This window comes from Pinirhizobacter sp. (genome assembly GCF_036499745.1).
Taxonomy (GTDB): Bacteria; Pseudomonadota; Gammaproteobacteria; order Xanthomonadales; family Rhodanobacteraceae; genus Pinirhizobacter.
In genome coordinates this window covers 23,775-43,677 of record NZ_DASYDG010000033.1, presented here as the reverse complement: position 1 = coordinate 43,677, position 19,903 = coordinate 23,775, and the positions used below count along the sequence as shown (strand labels likewise).

At 64.9% G+C, this 19,903-nt stretch carries 12 protein-coding genes; 7 read left to right on the top strand and 5 right to left on the bottom strand.

The features are described from left to right. Positions 1-91: 91 nt before the first annotated feature. Positions 92-2,533 (bottom strand): TonB-dependent receptor, encoded by a 2,442-nt coding sequence (locus VGM61_RS12900; RefSeq protein ID WP_331523236.1) that lies wholly within the window; start codon positions 2,531-2,533, stop codon positions 92-94. Positions 2,534-2,757: 224 nt separating this feature from the next. Here VGM61_RS12900 and VGM61_RS12895 point away from each other — a divergent pair, with 224 nt between their 5' ends. Then, positions 2,758-3,420, top strand: a complete 663-nt coding sequence (locus tag VGM61_RS12895; RefSeq protein ID WP_331523235.1) for a glutathione S-transferase family protein — start codon at positions 2,758-2,760, stop codon at positions 3,418-3,420. A gap of 210 nt (positions 3,421-3,630) precedes the next feature. Continuing rightward, complete coding sequence (locus VGM61_RS12890; RefSeq protein WP_331523234.1) at positions 3,631-3,888, top strand: hypothetical protein; 258 nt, start codon at positions 3,631-3,633, stop codon at positions 3,886-3,888. A 101-nt stretch (positions 3,889-3,989) separates the two neighbouring features. Here the strand turns inward: VGM61_RS12890 and VGM61_RS12885 are convergent, their stop codons facing one another. Then, complete coding sequence (locus tag VGM61_RS12885) at positions 3,990-4,427, bottom strand: carboxymuconolactone decarboxylase family protein (protein WP_331523233.1); 438 nt, start codon at positions 4,425-4,427, stop codon at positions 3,990-3,992. A 96-nt stretch (positions 4,428-4,523) separates the two neighbouring features. Here VGM61_RS12885 and VGM61_RS12880 point away from each other — a divergent pair, with 96 nt between their 5' ends. Together VGM61_RS12880 and VGM61_RS12875 are read left to right on the top strand one after the other, a co-directional pair. Next, positions 4,524-5,942 carry a PLP-dependent aminotransferase family protein gene (locus tag VGM61_RS12880; RefSeq protein WP_331523232.1) on the top strand — a complete coding sequence of 473 codons (1,419 nt, stop codon included), beginning with the start codon at positions 4,524-4,526 and terminating at the stop codon, positions 5,940-5,942. Positions 5,943-6,032: 90 nt separating this feature from the next. Then, positions 6,033-6,275: a hypothetical protein gene (locus tag VGM61_RS12875; RefSeq protein ID WP_331523231.1), complete on the top strand. Its 243-nt coding sequence runs from the start codon at positions 6,033-6,035 to the stop codon at positions 6,273-6,275. A gap of 8 nt (positions 6,276-6,283) precedes the next feature. Here VGM61_RS12875 and VGM61_RS12870 read toward each other — a convergent pair whose 3' ends face one another. After that, a complete protein-coding gene (locus VGM61_RS12870; protein ID WP_331523230.1) occupies positions 6,284-8,461 on the bottom strand; it encodes a Six-hairpin glycosidase-like protein in 2,178 nt (725 codons plus the stop codon). A gap of 68 nt (positions 8,462-8,529) precedes the next feature. Continuing rightward, positions 8,530-9,201, bottom strand: a complete 672-nt coding sequence (locus VGM61_RS12865; protein ID WP_331523229.1) for a class I SAM-dependent methyltransferase — start codon at positions 9,199-9,201, stop codon at positions 8,530-8,532. Between the two features lie 185 nt (positions 9,202-9,386). On the opposite strand from VGM61_RS12865, the gene VGM61_RS12860 reads away from it, so the two are divergent. From VGM61_RS12860 to VGM61_RS12850, 3 genes are read left to right on the top strand one after another with little or no spacing between them, the layout of a single operon-like run. Beyond that, a complete protein-coding gene (locus tag VGM61_RS12860) occupies positions 9,387-9,923 on the top strand; it encodes a DUF2878 domain-containing protein (protein WP_331523228.1) in 537 nt (178 codons plus the stop codon). Beyond that, complete coding sequence (locus VGM61_RS12855) at positions 9,920-10,447, top strand: lipocalin family protein (RefSeq protein WP_331523227.1); 528 nt, start codon at positions 9,920-9,922, stop codon at positions 10,445-10,447. Before VGM61_RS12860 ends, VGM61_RS12855 begins: the two co-directional genes overlap by 4 nt. A 54-nt stretch (positions 10,448-10,501) precedes the next feature. Beyond that, on the top strand, positions 10,502-11,044 hold the full coding sequence (locus VGM61_RS12850) for a DinB family protein (RefSeq protein ID WP_331523226.1): 543 nt from the start codon (positions 10,502-10,504) through the stop codon (positions 11,042-11,044). 261 nt (positions 11,045-11,305) lie between these two features. On the opposite strand, the gene VGM61_RS12845 is transcribed toward VGM61_RS12850, so the two are convergent. Further along, a complete protein-coding gene (locus VGM61_RS12845) occupies positions 11,306-19,897 on the bottom strand; it encodes a GH36-type glycosyl hydrolase domain-containing protein (RefSeq protein ID WP_331523225.1) in 8,592 nt (2,863 codons plus the stop codon). Positions 19,898-19,903: the final 6 nt, after the last annotated feature.

Genomic DNA, 19,903 nt, shown 5'->3' with positions numbered 1-19,903 from the left:
GGTGCGCCAGGTGGCGATGGGCCCGTTTCCTTAGCAAGAGGTCGGGCCCGACTATAAACCGGCGAAGCGTGAAACCGGCGCGGTGCAACGGTCAGAACTTGAAGGTGACCTTCCCGTACCAATAGCGGCCGTTGAACCCGAACGGCGATAGCGAGGAGTACTGCAGGCCGTCCGCCCGGTCTTCGTAGATGTTGTTCAGGGCCGACTTGGTCGGGTACTGGTTGGTGACGTTGTCGCCCCCCAGGGTGAAGGTCCAGGCATCGACGTTATAGCTGGCGGCAAGATCCAGCAGCCAGCGCGCGGAGAATTTCTGGTCCTGGCTGGTGTCGTCCAGGTCGCCACGCCGTATCACCGCGCCATAGCGGGTGAGGTTGGCATGCAGGTCGAAGTTGCCCAGCAGCCAGTCACCGGCGAATACGTACTTGGTACGCGGCGTGCTGGAAGTCAACAAGCCCTCGCTGCTGCGGCCGAACGCCGGCGTGGTGATCTCAAGCACCTTGGTCTTGTTGTAATTGCCGCTGGCTGAGAAGCGCAGCTTGCCCCAGGTGTCCAGATCGGTGGTGTAGTTCAGGATCAGGTCCGCGCCGCGTGTGCGGGTGGTGGCGCCGTTGACGAAGAACTGGGCACCGGTCACCTGGCTGGTCGGCGTCGGATCCACGGCGATCTGGTCGGAATAGAGAATCTGGTTCCAGATGCGGATCTGGTACACATCCAGCGTGGCGCTGAAGGCATTGTCCGGTTGCCATACCGCGCCCAGGCCGTAGTTGGTGGATTTCTCAGGGGTCAGTGGCTTGGCGCCCAGAGCGATGGCGGCGGGGTCCGATGTGCGGAAGGTGCCGATCTGCGCCAGCGTGCCGTTCTGGATCAGCGTGACCACCGATTCGTAGTTCTGCTGGGCCAATGACGGCGCGCGGAAGCCATTGGACACCGTGCCGCGCAGGGCGACCGTGTCGGTGAGTTGGAAGCGTCCGGACAGTTTCCCCGACCGCGTGGAGCCTGCATCGCTGTAGTGCTCATAACGCGCCGCGGCACCGGCGGAAAACCGGCTGGTGATGTCGGTCTCGGCGTCCACGTAAGCCGCTTCGCTATGGCGGGTAAAGGTACCCGCCACCGATGGGGTGAGACCCGGGAACACTTGCGAACCACCGGCATAGGGGCCCGTGGTGCCGGGGATCAACGTATCGGGATTGAAGTAGTACGAATCCGGCTCGCCGGCGTCGATGGTGTATTTCTCGTGCCGGTATTCACCACCGAAGGAAAGCGTCAGTGGGTTCGGCAGCCAACCCAGTTGCAGCGGCTTGCTGATGTCCAGGTTGGCCACGCCCTGTTCGTTGCGGAACCCGCCGGCGTAGAAGTAGGTAGGCGAAGAACCCGTGGAGCGGTAAAGGTTGGTGTTGATCGAGTTGCCGATATCGAACACCAGGTTGTTCACGCCGTAATCGGCCGAGGCGTCCCAGCTCCAGCCACCGTCGGTGGTGCCGCGCGCTCCCAGTACCGCGGCACTGTCGTTCGAGTTGTTGATGATGTGCGGCAGGAACCCGTTGGGGTACACCTCGATCACGTTGCGGGTGGAATCGAAGGCGCGGTAATAGCCATTGGAATCCACTTCGCGGCGGCCGAGGTTGAGGTAGCCGTAAAGTTCCACCCCCGGGGTAATGTCGTAGCCGAAGTTCAACAGCGCCTGCTTGGTCACCACCGAGGGATCACCGTAGCGCTCGTACGGAATGCCGCTGGGATTGGGCGCACCGGCAAGCGTGGTGGAGATATCGGTATTCTCCGCGCGGTTGGTCTTCATGGTGTTGCTGTAATTCCAGGCCAGGCGCACCCAGCCCGGCGCCTTGCCGCCTTTGCCATCGCCGCCCAGCGGAATGCCTACCGAACCCATCAGGCCGTTCTGCGCGCCGTCGCCTTTGTCCTGGATGCCGCCGCTGGCGGTGATCGAGTTCTGGCCTGCCTCACCGCCGTGCTTGAGCACCACGTTGATCACGCCGGCGATGGCATCGGAGCCGTACTGCGCTGCGGCACCATCACGCAGCACCTCGATATGATCGATGGCTGAAACCGGGATGGAGTTCAGATCCACCGGTGCCGAGCCACGGCCAATGGCGGAGTTGTAGTTGATCAGGCTGGTGGTGTGGTAACGCTTGCCGTCCACCAGCACCAGCACGTCGTCGGGCGACAGGCCCCGCAGGCTGGCCGGCCGGATCGCATCGTTGCCGTCGTTGATCGCCGGGCGCGGGAAATCCAGCGATGGCAGCAGTGAGGAAAGGGCCGAGGCCAGGTCCGTGCTTCCACTGGCTGAAAGGTCGGCCGGCGTCAGCACGTCGATCGGCGAAAGGGATTCAGCCTCCGTCCGGTTGGTGGTGCGGGTGCCCGTCACGATCACCTGCTGCAGTTGCCGGGCGTCCTGTTCGGATGGCCCCGCGCTTGCCAGGGCCTGATCCTGCGCGAAGACGTTGGACGCCGGGAGCGCGAGGGCGATGCCCAGCGCAACGAATAAGGAATGACGACGGATGCCAGGCTGGATTCGCATGCTGCCCCTCGTGGAAAGAAGTGCTGGAAGATCCCCTGCCACCGGTCTGCATTCGCCGGTCAGGCAAAGTGGCGCGGCTCGCATGTTGCGTTGCGGCAATCCGAATGTAACGGAAATGTAGAGGTCTTGTGCTACGTGAATCTTTCCTATGGTGCAGCGCAACATCAAGGGTTACGGTTGTGGGCTGGGCTAAAATTCGCGATCAGGATCACGGGAGATCGGCCTTGGGCTACACGCTCTACTACTCACCCTCCACAGCGAGCTTCGTGATCCACTGGATGCTCATCGAGCTGGGCGTGCCCTTCGAGAAGGTGCTGGTGGACATCGATACCGGTGCGCAGAAAGATCCTGCTTACCTGGCGCTCAACCCGGCCGGGCGCGTTCCCACACTCATCGTCGATAGCCAGCCGCGGCACGAGTGCGTGGCGCTGGCCACCCTGCTTGCCGAGCGGCATCCCGAGCGCGAATGGGGTCCCTTGCCCGGCGACCGCGACCGCGCCGAGTACCTGGAATGGACGATATTCCTTGCCAACAGCGTGCTTCCGGCCATGCGCGACTGGTTCTATGCGGGCATCGATGGCGACCCGTCGGGCGCCGACGCCATGCGGGCGGTATCGCGCTCACGCATCGAAGCGGCGGTGGCACGATTGGACGATCACCTGGCCGATGGCCGCGATTTCTTCCTGTCGGGGCGCCTGACGAGCCTGGATTTCCTCGTTACCATGCTGATGCGCTGGACCCGTAACATGGCGCGACCTGCCACAAACTGGCCAAACATGGCAGGCTATGTGAAGCGCCGGCGCTCGATGTCGTCATTTATCGAGGCTTGCCGGCGTGAGGGAATTAGCGACTGGTTGAATGATTCGACCCAATCCGGTGCAGAATAGGCGCCTGGGACGTTGCCGAAAGGCGATGGCCTGGGCGGGGGACCGGCAACTGGGTCGTTAAATCGGTTTCATCAACCGATCCCCGTCAGCTGACAAAAGCAGTTGCACTATCCGAACGCAGGCGCGGTGTTCCAATGCCGTGGAAGAATCAACCGAATCGCTGGTTGGCATCGCGTCTGCCCTTTGCCCTTTTAAGCCATGGAAAAAGACATGAAAGCCACCACCTCGCTCCGCCTGCTCGCCCTCGCCTCCGTCATCGCCCTGGCTGCTGCCTGCAGCTCCAACAACAGCGACACCCCGCCGGCTCCGGCTGGTGCGTCGACGGCTCCGGCCGCCCCGGCTGCAGCTCCGGAAGCTACCCCGCCGGCAACCTCCGGCTCGGCCATGACCCCGGCAACCTCCGGTTCGGCCATGGCCCCGGCTGCCTCCGGCACCGCTGCCCCGGCTTCCGGCTCCACCGCGCACTAACAGGTCGGTATCGGCGCGCGCCTGGCTCTTTCCAGGTAGGCGCGCCGGCTTTCATGACCCTGCCGCGCAACCGCGCGGCAGGGTTCTTGTGTCCCCGGTTCTCAGTCCAGGGGCTTGCGAAAGCCAATGGAAAAACGGTTCCAGCCGTTGATGGCCACCACCAGCAAGGTGAGGTCGGCCAGTTCAGCTTCGGAAAAATGTGGATGCACTTCGTTCCAGACTTCGTCCGGAACATGACCCGCCGCCACCAGGGTGAGTGCTTCGGTCCAGGCTAGCGCCGCGCGCTCGCGATCGGTAAAGAAAGGCGTTTCCCGCCAGGCCCCCAGGGTTGCCAGGCGGCGCTCGTTCTCGCCCCCCTTACGGGCATCGGCCACGTGCATGTCCATGCAGAAGGCGCAGCCGTTGATCTGCGAGGCTCGCAGGCGCACCAGGTCCACCAATGGCTTCTCCAGCCCGCTTTTAGCCACTCGCTGCTCCAGCCCGAGCATCGCCTTGATCGCGTCGGGGCTGGCCTCGTAGAAATCCAGGCGCTGTTTCATATCGGTCGGTGACTCCTGCATGGGTAATGGAGTCAGGTTATGCTTCGACATGGCGCTATAAAATGGCCATTTTTCGATATTCCAAGGTAGCCAAGAGTGGATCTCCAGCTCACCATCGACGAGCGCCACGGGCTCACCGCGCAGCTCTACCGGCAACTGCGTGCGGCCATCGTGGAAGGACGCCTGGCCGCCGGCCAACGCCTGCCGTCCACGCGTGACCTCGCATCGCAATTGGCGGTCAGTCGAAAGACCACGCTGGAGGTATACGAGCAACTCGAGGCCGAGGGGTTCGTGGTGGGCCGCGGAGCGAGAGGCAGTTTCGTCGGACAGGACCTGGCGTCTTCCGCCGGGCGGAGCCCGGTATCGATCGACATCGTGCCTGCGTCCCTATGGCGATCGGTTCCCGACGCGCTCGCCATGCCGCGGCCCGGCGCAGGCCTGCGGGCGGACTTCCGTGGTGGCGTGGTGGATCGGCGCATCATCGACTTTGCCGCCTGGCGCCGTGCCGTGGCTCATGCCATGCGCAAGCAGGCACATATGCCCGGGAACTACCGCGACCCCGGTGGTGAACAGGAACTGCGCCTGGCCATTTCGCGATACGTGGGCATGCAACGCGCCGTGGCCTGCCAATGGAACGACGTGCTGGTGACTGCCGGTGCGCAGCAGGCACTGGACCTCATCGCCCGCGTCATGGTGGAACCGGGTGACACCGTCGCCGTGGAAGATCCCGGCTATCCGCCCGCGCGAGCGGCCATGCGTGCCCTGGGTGCGCACGTGGTGCCGGTACCCGTCGACGCACAGGGCATGATCGTCGATGCCATCCCTGCCCAGGCGCGGGTGATCTATGTCACGCCGTCACATCAATTCCCACTGGGCATGCCGATGAGCCTGGAGCGGCGAGTGGCCCTGGTGGAAGCCGCCGCCCGCCGGGGTGCGGTGGTGATCGAGGACGACTATGACGGTGAGTTCCGCTTCGACGGGCGGCCGGTGGAGTCGCTCAAAAGCCTCGATCACGCCGGCGTGGTGATCTACGTGGGTTCATTCTCCAAGACCATGTTTCCCGATCTGCGCATGGGCTACGCCATCCCTCCGCCCTCTTTGATGCCGGTTTTGCTCAAGGCGCGGCAACTGGGCGACTGGCACGGATGCACGCTGACACAGCTGGCGCTGGGCCATTTCATGCTGGAGGGCGACTTCGGCCGTCACCTGCGCCGAGCGCAACGCATCTATGCCCGTCGCCGCGAAACCCTGCTGGGTTGGATACAGGGACCTCTCGCGGCGTGGATGGAAGCGGCTCCATCGTCGGCGGGCATCCATATCACCGCGTTGCTCCGTGGCATCGGTGAGGCGGACACGGTTGCCCGCGCGGCCACGCATGGCATCGGACTTCACGGTATCACCCCTTTTTATGAAGGCAGCCCGGGGCCGGCCGGCCTGTTATTCGGCTATGCCGCGGTGGATGTCGATGACATCAACGCGTCCATGTCGGCATTGGTATCGGAGCTTGGTTCGTAGCGAAAAGCGGGGGCTGGTCAAATGCCCTTGCTGCCAGCACAATCGGGCCAGCTCGAGCCACTCACCATGGCCGGACGACCAGGCTGACCGATGAAGATCCGCATCTCGGAAGAAGTGCGCACCTTGTTGCTCGCGCATCGTGAAACCAGTGAACTGGCCGAACTCATACTGCACGGTCCCGGCGGCCTGGTGGTGGGCGGCGAGCAGGAGATCCGCGACGACTTCCGCGATGCCTGTGAAGACCTCCTCACCCGCATCGGCTTCGACGACAACTACCAGGCCACCCACGAAGGCTCGCTGCTGGAAGACCTCATCGGGCAGCTGTGCGCCTGATCGTCCGTTCAGGGCAGCGGCATCACCGACGCGCCGAAAACACGTGCGGTATCAAGCGGGCCTGATGCCCCGCCCTTCGCCTGCGTGTAATGCGCGAATTGCGTCAGGTACGACATGTTGAAGCCAGGCTTCAGGCTGATGGTGCACGAACCATGGGCGGGTACGTTGAAGCGCGCGGGTGTGGACACCTGCCGGCGGATACCGTGCGGCATCACGATCACCTGCACTTGCACCGGGGCGCCTTCGCACTGCATCTGCGCGCGGCGCACCGCCGCGGTCACACCGGTATTCACCGGTCCATTATCGTTCTCATAGGACAACCGAAGCTGCACCGGTCCCTCGTGCGACGGGGTGAACGTCCATGGGCCTTCGCCTTGCAGGGATTGCACCTCACCCACGCAACGCGTGGGGCTATGCAAGGATTCGAGCCCGTGTTGTTCGACGGTGACGCTCACGCATTGCACCGTGGCCCGATGGGGCAGGGTGGTAGCCGTGGTGCGCTGGCCGTTGACGTACAACACGCCATCAGCCGGGAGCTTGACGCTATCGCTGCCGCCATGACTGGCGATCACTGGCGCATTGGGCGCCGCCGGCGCGTACAGCGGGGCATCCTTGCGCAATGGCACCTCAGGTACCGCCGTGGCCTTCAGCCAGATATCCGTGGTGCGGCCCGATGTCTTGCGCTTGTCCGCCACGAGCAGGTTGCCTTCCATGCCGGCCGGCTTGTGCAGCACGATCCGTCGGGCGCCGGTATCGAGCGCGATGGTGTCGTTGTCGCCGAAGAGATCCCGTGCCAGTCCGACCGGCAGCTTGGGCACGATGGTGTCGTCCGGTTCCAGCCCGAACACGCCTTCCGTCACCATGCCCAGATAGGCACCCACCGACCATAGCTGGCGCGGTGAATCCACCACCGGCCCACTGAGCGGACCTTCGTCGACGTGGATTTTTTGCGAGGCAAGTTCGAAATTCTCCATGTTCGAACCTGAGAGCGCGGCGCCCTGCATCAGCGAGCGTATCTCGTGCTCGATGTGCGCCGGCGCATCGGCCCGGCGCGCGGCACGCAAGGCATAGGCGCTGACGAAAGGCCAGATCGCGCGGTTGTGGTAGATCGGCTGGTCGCGGCGTTCGGGCCAGATCACCGGGGTGCCCGCCGGCCACACCGGGTAATTGGCCAGGATCTTCTTTGCATGGGCGGTATCGGCCACGCCGCTGTCGATGGCCAGCGCCAGGCCCAGCATGTCGTAGGTATCGAACGGCGCGGGCTCCACGTCGCCGCCGATGTAGCTCATGTACATGCCGCGGTCGTCGCGCCAGAAGCGATGGTTGATCGCCGCTTTCAGTGCCGCGGCCTGGCCGGCGTAGTCTGTGCCGTCATGCAGTCGGGACGCAGCGATGCGCAGCGCCTGGTAGTGCAGCACGTTGGTCGACAGGGCGAACGATTCGGCGATGAAAGTGACATCTTCCTTTGTCCATGCGGGGTAGGTCTGCTCGCGCCAGTCCAGGAACGAAGTTTCTCCCCGGTACAGGCCCAGGCGGCTGTCGAAGGCGAAGCTGCGGTCCTGCGCCAGCGTGTCGGCCAGGGCCTTGTCATAGCGCGCGGCAAAGGCCTTGTCGCTCAACAGATGCTGCGCACCGGTGAACCACACCACGCGATCGGTGCTGATCGGCCAGCTGCCACCGGACCCTGTGTCCTGCATCACATAGGTGCCATCGCCCGCGCCGGGCTGGCGCACGCCCGATATCTTGAAAGCGAAGGAGTTGCGCGCGCGTTGGGGGTCGAACCGCCACAGGCCCAGGTCCACCGAGAACGAAAGGTCCCGCGTCCACACGAAGGGCCATTTCTCACCCGTGACGAAACAATCGCAGGCAATCGGCTGGCCATGGTCGAAACCCGAGTCGCTGATCGCCTTGACCGAATCGGCGGCAAGATCGGCCTGGGCCATGGCGAACAGGCCATCGAACAACGGGCTGGCGGTGGTGGTTTTCCATGCCTGCGCGGCGATGTCGCGCGTGCCACCATCATAGGCCAGGCGGAACGAGCCATCGGCGTTGGCGCTGATGCGGGCCTGTCGTCCCTGGAAGGTGGTGCCCTCGCGGGTGACACCATCGGCGAGTGCGGCGCATGCGGCAGTGCCAAGAACGAGCGCCATCGTCAAGCGGATCATCGTCACGCGGGCAGTCGGCATGGGTCGGCTCCATTCATTGATCCGGGCCATTCTAGCCCCGGTCGACAAGGGGGATTGCCGGCAGCCTGCTAGCGGGAGGGCGCCCGGGTCCTCACGCGGAACAGCGCCACGCAACCGATCACGCGAAGCTGCACGTCGTCGAAGCGGGTGTGCAGTTCCTGTTCAAGACCGGCAAGGCTGTCGTGGGTATTGGAGAAGATCTGCCGCGCGTTGTAAAACGCCATCAGCCTGCGTGCGACACCGCCACAGGCGACGTTGGCACCAAGGATGGTGGCGCCAAACATCACGCCGCCCTCGCGCAGCAGCGGACGGAGATGGTCGAAGACGACGCATTTCCGGGCCAGGTCGCCGGGCAGGCAGTGCAGCAGGTAGGTGAGCGCGATCGAATCGAAGGGCTCGATGCGCCCGGGCACCGGCTGCAACACATCGGTGAGGTAAGTCTCCGGGCCGTAGCGGACCACCCGGCTGGCAGCCTTGTCCAGGGAGTTGCCGTTCGCATCCATCAACGCCAGCCGGGGCGCGGGGTCGGGGAAGCGGCAATGATCCAGGTACCAGCCCGTGCCCACGCCCACGTCCAGGTGGTTGGACGAGATGTTCTCGTTGTAGAAGTCCAGGATCTTCTGCGTCGGGCATTTCCAAAGCAGGGGATTGGACACGCCCAGCACGAGCGCGTCGTACACGCTCAGGGTGAGCGGCGAGTACACCGCATGCCCGGCAAATTCCCTGTCGTGGTTCTTCATGGCGGCGGCATCCTCCTGATGCGCTGGGTACGGCCCCATTGTTCGACCTTGGACGCGCCACGGCATGTGCCGTTGGTCGTCGATCGGACGTGATAGATCGTCGGAGCTGCGACGGAGGTTGCATCCGCGCCTTGCTGTCCTTCGTATCTTCAACAAGCATCCCTTTCCGTTAGAAGGCACCACGCGTGAATTTCTGGACCAGCTTCCTTGGCTACCAGGCCGTCTGGTTCGCCGCCGTGATCGGCGCCGCCCATGGCCTGTCGTGGCCGGGCGTGCTGGGGTGGGTAATCTTTGCCGGCTGCCAACTGGCTTTCGCTCCCCGCCCCGGGTGCAGTGTGTTGCTGATGCTCTGCGCCGTCGTCATGGGTTGCCTGGTGGACGGCACCCTCATCCACGCCGGACTAGCCATCTACGCCGCGCCGTGGCCGGGCATGCCCTTCCCGCCGCTGTGGATCCTGGTCCTGTGGGCCAGCTTCTCGCTCACATTCACCGGGGCGCTGGTCTACCTGCAATCACGTCCGTGGCTGGCGGCGGTATTCGGCGCCATCGGTGGCCCGTTGGCTTACCTGGGCGCCTCGCGGGGCTGGCACGTGGTGGCGTTTTCTTCGCCCGCCTGGCGCGCGACGGCCGTACTCGCCGTGGGCTGGGCAGTAGCCACGCCGCTCCTGGCCATGCTCGCCCACCCTGGGAAAAAAGACGCCACTGAAGGAATCAATGCATGATCCGGGGCATCTCCATTTTCCTGGTCATGACGCTGGCGATGGCCGCCGTCCCAGCACTGTCCTTCGCCGAAGAGCCGATAAAGCCAGTGCTGCACGTGGATCTCCCGCGATTCATGGGCCGCTGGTACGTCGTGGCGGCCATTCCCACCCGCTTCGAGAAGAACGCCTACAAGGCGGTGCAGACCTATTCCCTGCAAGGGGATAACCAGGTGACCACCTCGCTGAACTTTCGCAACGGCGCGCCGGACGGCCCGGAGAAAAGCGTCAGTGCTCCCGCCACCGTACAGCCGGGCACGGGCAACGCCGTCTGGGCGGTCAAACTGTTCTGGCTCATGAAGGCGCAGTACAAGGTGGCCTACCTGGCCGACGACTACAGCCAGATGATCGTGGCGCGCGACGCCCGCGATTACGTATGGGTGATGTCGCGCACGCCCTATCCCTCGCAAGGCGACTACGACGCACTGATCGCCAGGGTTGGTGCGATGGGCTACAGCACGGCGAAGATCCGCAGGATCCCCCAATAAGCCAGGTTGACGTGGCTACACTTGGGGCTTGAACCTGAGCCTGGGATGTGTGCCGTGAAGCAGCGTGTCGACCATCTGCGCCTCCTCGCCCGCTATAACGCGTGGATGAACGAGCGCCTGTATGCCACGGCGATGAAGCTTCCCGACGAGGAACTCTCCGCAGACCGTGGGGCATTCTTCGGCTCGATCCTGGCCACTCTCAACCACATAACCATGGCCGATTCCATCTGGCTGAAGCGCTTCGCCACTCATCCGGATGGCCTCCCCGCGCTCGAGCCGATGCTGGACTACCGTGTACCGGGCCTCGACGAAGGCTGGCCCTACGCTGACATCCGCTTGTTGTGGCAACGCCGCCAGATGCTCGACGCGATGATCCCGGCCTGGACGGAGAATCTCCACGAGGAGAACCTCGATCTTCCGATTGCCTATACCTCGCGTGCAGGCGGCACATTTACCTACGAATTCTTCCCGCTGGTGGCGCACTGCTTCAACCACCAGACACACCACCGCGGGCAGGTCACTACCCTGCTTGCCCAGGCCGGCCTGGACATAGGCGACACGGACTTGATCGTTATCGCTCCACCGTTCGACGCCTGACGGGTGCTAGTGCCTGGCCGGGAGCTTCTTGGACCTGGTGGCTGGGTCGTGCTTGATCACCACTGACTTGTCTGGCGCCACATGGGGATTGTGCGCGGCCGCGACGTTGTACGCCTCGGTGCATTCCCGACGCGAGGTTGGCTTTCCGCTAGGTGGCGCAATGGGGGGCTTGTTCATTTCGTACGGCCTGGGATGGCGCGATTTACGCAGGGTGCAAGCGAAGGTTGCGCGCTGGCGTGTTGTCGCCGTGTCCATGAGATGCTACGACTGCGCGCTGGCCTGCCCCGCGTAGACCACCTCCACCGGATAGATGCCGGCCGGATCACCAAACACGACGCGTCCGCCCGGCAGCTCCTGCCCGTCGCGCATCACGCTGGACGCTTCACCCGGCGCCGCCTTGCGCAGGGTCACCTGATAAGTGGCCTCGTGGTGGCGATAGGTAACCTGGAAACCCTCCCAGGATGCCGGTACCACCGGGTGAAATTCCAGCGCTCCATCCACCAAGTGCACGCCCAGCAGCGATTCCAACACCAGGCGATACATCCAGCCAGCGGAACCGGTGTACCAGCTCCAGCCGCCGCGCCCGACATGGGGTGGCACGGCATAGATATCGGCCGTCACCACGTAGGGTTCCACCTTGTAGACATCGGTGCTTGCCGCGTCACCGACATGGCTGCCAGGCTGGATCATCCGTAGCAGTTCCCAGGCCCGCTCGGCGTTGCCCAGCTCGGCGAAAGCCATCACCGCCCAGATCGCCGCATGGGTGTACTGGCCGCCGTTTTCTCGCACGCCAGGAACGTACCCGCGAATATAGCCAGGGTCCATGGAGGTACGGTCGAAGGGAGGATCCAGCAGCTGTATCAGGCCAGCATCGGCGCGTACCAGGTGCTCATCAAGCGATGCCATGGCCTGCCGCCGGCGTCCGTCCGGGCCCATGCCGGACAGTACCGACCAGCTTTGCGCGATGGAATCGATGCGGCACTCCTGGTTGGCCGCCGAACCCAGCGGCGTGCCATCGTCGAACCAGGCGCGGCGGTACCAGGCCCCGTCCCACGCCTCGCGCTCGACGGCTTCGCGCAGGTTCGCCACGTGCGTCGCACATGCATCGGCAAAGGCATCGTCGGCGCGGCGGCGCGCGACCTTGGCAAATTCCTTCATGACGAAGCCGGTAAAGAATCCCAGCCACACGCTTTCGCCGCGGCCCTTCTCACCCACGCGGTTCATGCCGTCATTCCAGTCGCCGCTGCCTATCAATGGCAGCCCGTGCACGCCGCGCGCCAGGCCGCGCTCGATGGCGCGCACGCAATGCCGGTAGAGTGGCTCGCGCAGCATCGAGGGTTGCGGCAAGTCGTAATAGGACTCCTCGCCCGGCGACAGCGCGCGTCCTTCGATATAACCCACCGGCTCATCCAGCACCGCCAGGTCGCCGGTGGCCAGCACGTAGCGTGCGGTGGCCAGCGCAAGCCATAGGAAGTCATCCGAACATTGCGTGCGCACGCCGCGGTTTAGTGGTGGATGCCACCAATGTTGCACGTCGCCTTCGGGGAATTGATGGGCTGCGCATAGAAGCAGCTGCGCGCGTAGCAGCGATGGCGCCGCATGCAGCATGGCCATGGCGTCCTGCAGCTGATCGCGGTAGCCCATGGCGCCGCCCGACTGGTAATAGCCGCTGCGCGCCCACAAGCGGCAGGCGATGGCCTGGTACATCAGCCAGCGGTTGGCAAGCAGGTCTACCCCGGCCTCGGGTGTTCGCACCTGCACCGCACCCAGCAACACATCCCACTGCGCGTGCACCCGCTGCAGTTCGTCGGCGGCCGTGCCATTGCGGCGGAAGCGATGGACCAGTGCGGAAGCGGCGGCCTCGTCGGAGCCCAGCCCCATGCGAAACACCACCTCGCGTTTCTCGCCCGGTTCCAGGACGATGTCGAGTTGGATCGCGGCGCACGGATCCAGGCCTGCCCCCACTCGCGACGACCATTGCGCCCGGCCGAGGGCTGCCGGTGCCGCCATGCTGCCGTTGCGTCCCAGGAACTCGGCACGGTCGCCGCCGATCCGTCGCTTGGGATCTTCTACATCGAAGAAGGCCACGCGACCGGGGAATTCCGTGTTGTAGGCATTGCGGGCGAAGATTGCGCCGCTGGCCGGGTCGGTGGACGTAACCACTTGCATGGCGGTTTTCTCGCGCACATCGCCAAGCACCCATTCCACGTAGCCCGTGGCCGACAGCCGGCGCGCCCGGGTGGACTGGTTGTGCAGCTTCAGCACGAGGAATTTTATCGCTGCGTCGGTAGCGACGTAGGTCCACATCTCGCTGCGGATGTCTCGTTCGACGTGCTCGAACACGCTGTAGCCCGCGCCATGGCGGGTGATGTAGCGTCCCTCGCCCCGGCGGGGCATCGGCGCTGGCGACCATACATGGTCGGTCTCGTCATCGCGCAGGTACATCGCTTCGCCGCACAGGTCTTCCACCGGGTCGTTTCCCCAGGGGGTGAGGCGCAGCTCATGGGCATTTTCGGCCCAGGTATAGGCACTGCCGCTTTCTGAAACCACGGTACCGAACTGATCGTTGGCAATGACGTTGCACCACGGTGCCGGTGTCGGCTCGCCTTCATCGAGCACCACCACGTATTCCCGGCCGTCGGCGCCGAACCCGCCAAAGGGATTGGGCTGCTGAAGATCCAGCGTGGCAGGCGGCTCAATGGGTTCAAGGCCCGGAGCCGTCACCCGTGGCAGGCGCGCCGGATGTGGAGCGGAATCGCCGGGCGCGCGCGAGCCGGCCAGGTGGCGGTCGATTTGCTCGGCCAGGCTGCCGCGCGCATCGCTGACGATGATGCGCGCGCTGGCCATGGTGACCTGGCGATCCTCCGGCGAGAGCTGTTGCGTACCGCGCACGAAGATGCCGCCGGGACGATCAAGCAGGCTCGCCTCACTGCCGGAGGTGATCAGGCCCATGATCTGGTCCTGCAATTCCTGCCGATAGCCGGCACGATCCTCGTTCCATATCACCAGGTCCACGGCCAGTCCCTTCAGGCGCCAGTAGGCATGGGCCTGCACCAGTTGCCGCGCCAGGTCGATCCGCAACGGGTCGGCGATCTGCAGCAGCACGATCGGCAGGTCGCCCGAGATAGCCTGTCCCCATAACCCTGACTGTCCGCGCCGGTTGCTGGCGATGATCGCCGGATCGGCGCGAAGCGTGGCGTTGGGATAGATGATCGAAGTTGCCATGTGCTCGTACAGCTGCGCCTGCGCCAGCGTGGCATTGAGCTGGCGCAGCAACACCTGGGCATGGGTCCAGGCCAGGTCGAACACACGGTCGGCCAGGTGCCGGTCGCGGTACTTCCCGATCAGGCCGATACAACCTTCGCGGGTGTCGGCGATGCCGGTGACAAAATCCAACGTGGCCGACTGTTCTGGCTCCAGCACGATCCGGCAACGGATGGCGACGATCGGGTCGAGCACGGATCCAGCGCATCCGGACAGCGTGGAGACGTCGCCATCGAGCGCGCGTGGCCGTGATGCATCGCGCCCGCGTCCGAGAAAACGGGCCCGGTCGGTTTCGTAGGACACTTCCTGTACGTGCGCATCGTGCACAGCCAGCAAGTGGCACATCCACGGGGTCGCTTCGTCGTGCGAGCGTGGCCTGCGCGTGCACAGGATGGCCTGCAAGTCATGCACCACTTCGGTCTGCACGAACAGCTTGCTGAAGGCCGGGTGCAGCAGGTCCGCCATCGGCGGTGCCAGTACGACTTCGCCGTAACTGGTCAGCTCGATGGTGCGCTGGGTGCGGCCAAGGTTGGTCACGCGCACGCGGCGCAGCTCGATGTCGTCCTCGGGGGATACGACGATCTGGGTGTGGGTATCCACCTCGTTGCGGCGCACGCGGAATTCCGCGCGCGATTCGGAGAAGATAGCTTCGAAGCGGTCGACCTTGGCTAGCGTGGGTTGGTGCGCGGTCGACCACGTATCACCGGTGGCCACGTCGCGCACATAACCATGCATGCCCCAATGGTCGCGGGTGATGTCCTCGCGCCAACGGGTGACGGCCAGGTCGCGGTACCGGCTATAGCCGCCGCCGGCGCTGCTTACCATTACGTGGTAGTGCCCATTGGAGAGCAGCTGCACGGCCGGGCGGGCGCGGTCGGGATCGGTGAACAGACGAAGGCGTGGCTCCACGACGGACGTGGTGCCTTCCGGTTCCGGGAAGCCGGTGACATGAAGGTATTCGGCGGCCGTGCGTGGCACGCGTTCCTGCAGCAGCAACGAGGTGGCACGCAGTTGCGGATCGGCCATAAAACGCCGCTGCATGGGTTTGCCCAGCAGCGTATGCGCCAGCGCCAGAAGCGACATGCCCTGGTGGTGAACCATGTACGACTTCACCATGGCCGCGTCTTGGTCTACCGGGAGCCGCGACGGCGTGAAATCGATGGCCTCGTAGAAACCGAGCCTGGCTTCCATGCCCATGCCGGCCAGGCGTTGCAGATTGGTGGCAGCCTGTGCGGGCCTTACCATCGCTGCCAGCAGGCAGGCGTAGGGCGCCATCACGATGTCTTCGGCCAGCCCGCGTTTCAGGCCTAGCCCAGGCACGCCAAAGGCGCGGTACTGGTAGGTCAGGTGCACGTCCAGCGCGTTGTATCCGGATTCGGAAACGCCCCACGGACGTCCCAGTTGGCCGCCGTACTGGACCTGGCGCTCCACCGCGGCGCGGCAGGTCTGGTCCAGCAGCGTGCCTTCGAAGCTCGGCATCACTAGCATCGGCATCAGGTACTCGAACATCGAGCCCGTCCACGACAGCAGCACGGGTGAACCGCCCGTGGTGGTCAGGAGGCGGCCCATCGAGAACCAGTGTTCCTGTGGCAACTGGCCCTGGGCGATGGCTACGTAACTGGCGAGCCTGGCTTCGGAGGCAAGCAGGTCGTAGTAACTGGCATCCAGGCGCCGCTGTTCCACGTCGTAGCCGATCGACAACAGTCGCCGCGTTCCCTCGTAGAGGAACTGGAAGTCCATCACCGCCATATCGTCGGCCTGCGCTGCCAATTGCTCGATCCAGGCAATGCGATCGTGCGCCCGGTTTCGAACGAGCTCCGCATCGGTCTTGGCGGGCCAGCCCAATGGCTCGGCACGCGAGAGCTCACGCAAGGTAGGTATGCCGACGAAGCTATGTGCATCGCCCAGCATGGGATCCAGGTGCAGCCAGCGCGCATCGGCAAGCAGGCCGGCGCACTGCTCGAGAAATTGTTTCGACCAGAACGCAGCCTCCCCGTCGCTCGCATGGGTCACCACCAATGCCGCGGCCCCGTCGTGTTGTGCCTTCAGCAGGTCCAGCACATGACTGCTGGTAACGGGCAGGGCCGTCGCCAGGCCGTGCAGCAGGTAGTCGATATCTGGCGTGTTGCCTTCCACCGAACCCTTGAGCAACAGCAGCGTGTCCCGTAGCCCGTCCAGGCACGTGCCGTCGAAAATGGGCCGGTCGAGGAGTTCGAGCAGCCCCATGCGCAAGGCAAGGAGGTGGCCGGCAAGGTTGCCGCTATCCACGGACGATACGTACAGCGGCCGCAAGGGCTGCAACGAGAGCGTGTCGTACCAGTTGTAGAAATGCCCGCGATGCCGCTCGAGCAGGGCCATCGTGGCCAGGCCCTGGCTGGTGCGGTCCAGCAGGCGGGAAACATCCAGGTAGCCGAAGTCCCGAGCCGCCAGGTTGGCCAGCAAGGCAAGGCCCATGTTGGTGGGCGAGGTGCGGTGGGCCACCGTGGGAGCCGGGTCAAGCTGCACGTTGTCCGGCGGCAGCCAGTGGTCTTCCGGTCCCACGTGCTGGTCGAAGAAGGCCCACGTCTTGCGCGCCACGACCCGCAGGTAGGCATGTTGCTCAACCGTGGGCGCTACCGAAGGTGGCCGCTGCGGCAGGCTGATCCATCGGGCCAGCGCGGGCGAGACGAACCATGCGGCCAGGAAGGGCGCGGCCACCACCAGGGCGAGAGGACGCTGGAGCATGACAAGCGCGAACGTCGCCACCGCCACCACCGGCCCCGCCGCCATCTGGCGCCACAGCGCCCAGGCCTCCTGGTTACTGCGCCTGGCGACATCTTCGGATGGCTGCCATTCGAGCAAAGCCTTCTTCGATACAGTCATGCGCCAGAGGGTGCGCCCAATGGCATCGAGGCTATAGGCCGCCTCGTGCGGCAACATCGCCAACGTCAAGATGGCACGCATGCCGTGCTGGCCGATATTTCCCAGGGCGGCATGCAGGTGCTGGCGCATGCCCACGCCTGCCTGTTTCTGTACGAGGTCGAGCAGCGACGACAACGCCGATGGCAACAGCAGCATGGCCATGGCGACAGCTGTCCACTCCCCGAAGGGCACCAGCGCCAGCCAGCCCACCAGCAACATCGCCAACAACGCCGGCGGCACCAGGCTTCGACGCAAGTTGTCCAGGATCTTCCAGCGGGACAGTACCGACAGTGGATTCACTCGCCAGCCGCGCGATGCGATAGGCGCCCAGGGCAACAGCCATGGGAGCAATTGCCAATCGCCGCGTATCCAGCGGTGGCGGCGCCGGGCATCGTCCACGTAGCGGGCTGGATATTCCTCGTACAGCTCGACATCGCTGACCAGGCCCGCGCGGGCAAAGCAGCCTTCGATGAGGTCGTGGCTAAGGATGCGCTCAGGCGGCAGACGACCGGCCAGCGAAGCCTCGAATACGTCGACGTCGTAGATGCCCTTGCCGATGAAGGATCCTTCGTCGAAGAGATCCTGGTAGACGTCCGATACGTTGCGCGTATAGGGATCGATGCCGGCATCGCTTCCATGCAGGCGGGCATAGCGCGAGCGGGCAATGTTGGGCAGGCTGATGCCGACCCTTGGCTGCAGGATGCCATGTCCCACTACCACGCGGCGGTGATGTGCATCGAACGCGGGCCGGTTCAGCAGATGGTCCATGGTGCCCACCAGCACATGCGCCGATTCGCGCGGGAGCTGCGTGTCGGTGTCCAGGGTGATCACATAACGCACGGGGGGAAGTGCGGCCAGGTCGCCTGCAATCAGCACGAAAGCGTCCGTGGGGCCGCCACGCAGCAGCCGGTTCAGATCGGCGAGCTTGCCGCGCTTGCGCTCGTGCCCCATCCAGCACTGGCTGGTGGCGCTCCATGTACGTCCGCGATGGAACAGGAAGAAACGATCGACGGTGGTGGTGAGGTAGCGTTCGTTCAGGGCTTCAATACGCAGGCGCGCCAGATTCAGCAAGGCGGTGTCCCCGGGCAGCGTCTGCGTGCTGGCATCGGTGAAGTCGGTAAGCAGGGCAAAGTGTAAATGGTCGTCGCGATTGGCCAGGAAGCGAACTTCCAGCGCGTCTACCAGGGCTTCCAGGTCCCGGGCGCCGGCCACCAGGCTCGGGATCACCACCATCGTGCGGGCTGTCCCGGGAATGCCGAAGGCATAGTCCATACGTGGCAACGCATGAGGCGATACCGCCAATGTGGCCAGCAGGTTCCCGAGGCTTAGCGCAAGCTGGCTTGCCACCAAGACGGCCGCAACGCTCGCCAGGGCCCATATCCACGTGGCCGGAAAACCCGTGCCGGCCAACATGATCGTAGGCTCGGCAAGGGCGGCGGTGAGCGTCAGTATCAAGGCAAGGAATATTGCGACCGGCGCCCGGTCGAAAGCGCGACGCGCGCGATCAGCGACGCTGGCGCGCAGGGATAGCGATGCTTCCAGCTTCGCGCGCCCCTTGTCGACCAGGAAGAAGCCGACGTGGCGCCGTACGCTGCCGGGCGGCTCCCCTGATTGCTCGCACAACGCGACTGCGGCGTGGGCGATCTCCCGCTCGCTGCCGTGGCCGCCGCGCGCCAGCCGCTCCACGACGTGGCGGTAGTGGTCGCGGGTGGCGAAATCCATCAGGGGGTAGACGCCCGCGGGATCGCGCCGCAGTTCCGCTTCCACCAGGCTTGCGCGCTCGACGAATTCCCTCCAGTCGATCGTGGCCAGGAGGCGCAGACTACCGATGCTGTTGGCGATGGTGACCTGGTTGGAGGCCTGCAGCTGCGATTCGAGCTGCACCAGGTGCTCGATGCTTTGCCCGGACTCCGCCAGGCGCTGCTCGATCCAGTTCAGTGGCAGCGCAAGCGCAGGCCCCTGGCCCTGCAACCGCCGTGCGAGCTCAGCCACGAACGGGCTGGACATTTCCGGGTCCGTTCGTGCCATGTCGGCCACGACCAGCACCACGTTCTTTGGATCGTCCCGTGCCAGCACCATCATGGCGTCGGCCCAATGGGCGGCCAGGGCGCGACCGCGACGGTCGGCCATCACCCTGGCGGCCACTCGGCGCAGGTTTTCAATCAGCGCCAGGCGCAACATGATCGGCACCGCCCACAGCTCGCCCAGCTGCAACGGGGTCACTTGCTGATAGGCCTGGATGAACCGCTCCAGGTTCGCGGCATCCACGCGCCCGTCCCCGTGGGAGATGGTTTCAAGGGCGATGTCGTAGACCCGCGGCAAGCCTGCCGATGCGCCGCCGCGCAGTTGGGGCAGTGCACGGCTATAGCCTCGCGGCAGGTCCTGCCGGGCGATGCGGATCTGTTCCTCGATCAGGTACAGGTTGTCGAGCAACCATTCGGCTGCGGGCGTGATGGCCCAGCCCAGGCGATTGACCGACGTCAGGCGCTCGCACGACTGGATCAGCGTCGCCTCGTTGTCGGCCAGGCGAGCGAGCAACCGCTCCGGTGCGCGGCGGGTCCCCAACACATGCTGCGAGGCCAATACCTCGCCGTGCGCATCCATCTCGCGCGCACTGAAAAGCTCGGCTCGCAGGATAGGTTCTGAAGCTGCTACCGGTTGCCGCGCCACCCTCCGGCGACGTTGCATGCGACG

What these genes read in the sequence shown, in the direction of transcription:
- VGM61_RS12900 (WP_331523236.1), bottom strand. Translation starts at nt 2,533, where the DNA reads ATGCGAATCCAGCCTGGCATCCGTCGTCATTCCTTATTCGTTGCGCTG.
- VGM61_RS12890 (WP_331523234.1), top strand. Translation starts at nt 3,631, where the DNA reads ATGAAAGCCACCACCTCGCTCCGCCTGCTCGCCCTCGCCTCCGTCATC.
- VGM61_RS12885 (WP_331523233.1), bottom strand. Translation starts at nt 4,427, where the DNA reads ATGAAACAGCGCCTGGATTTCTACGAGGCCAGCCCCGACGCGATCAAG.
- VGM61_RS12875 (WP_331523231.1), top strand. Translation starts at nt 6,033, where the DNA reads ATGAAGATCCGCATCTCGGAAGAAGTGCGCACCTTGTTGCTCGCGCAT.
- VGM61_RS12870 (WP_331523230.1), bottom strand. Translation starts at nt 8,461, where the DNA reads ATGCCGACTGCCCGCGTGACGATGATCCGCTTGACGATGGCGCTCGTT.
- VGM61_RS12865 (WP_331523229.1), bottom strand. Translation starts at nt 9,201, where the DNA reads ATGAAGAACCACGACAGGGAATTTGCCGGGCATGCGGTGTACTCGCCG.
- VGM61_RS12855 (WP_331523227.1), top strand. Translation starts at nt 9,920, where the DNA reads ATGATCCGGGGCATCTCCATTTTCCTGGTCATGACGCTGGCGATGGCC.
- VGM61_RS12845 (WP_331523225.1), bottom strand. Translation starts at nt 19,897, where the DNA reads ATGCAACGTCGCCGGAGGGTGGCGCGGCAACCGGTAGCAGCTTCAGAA.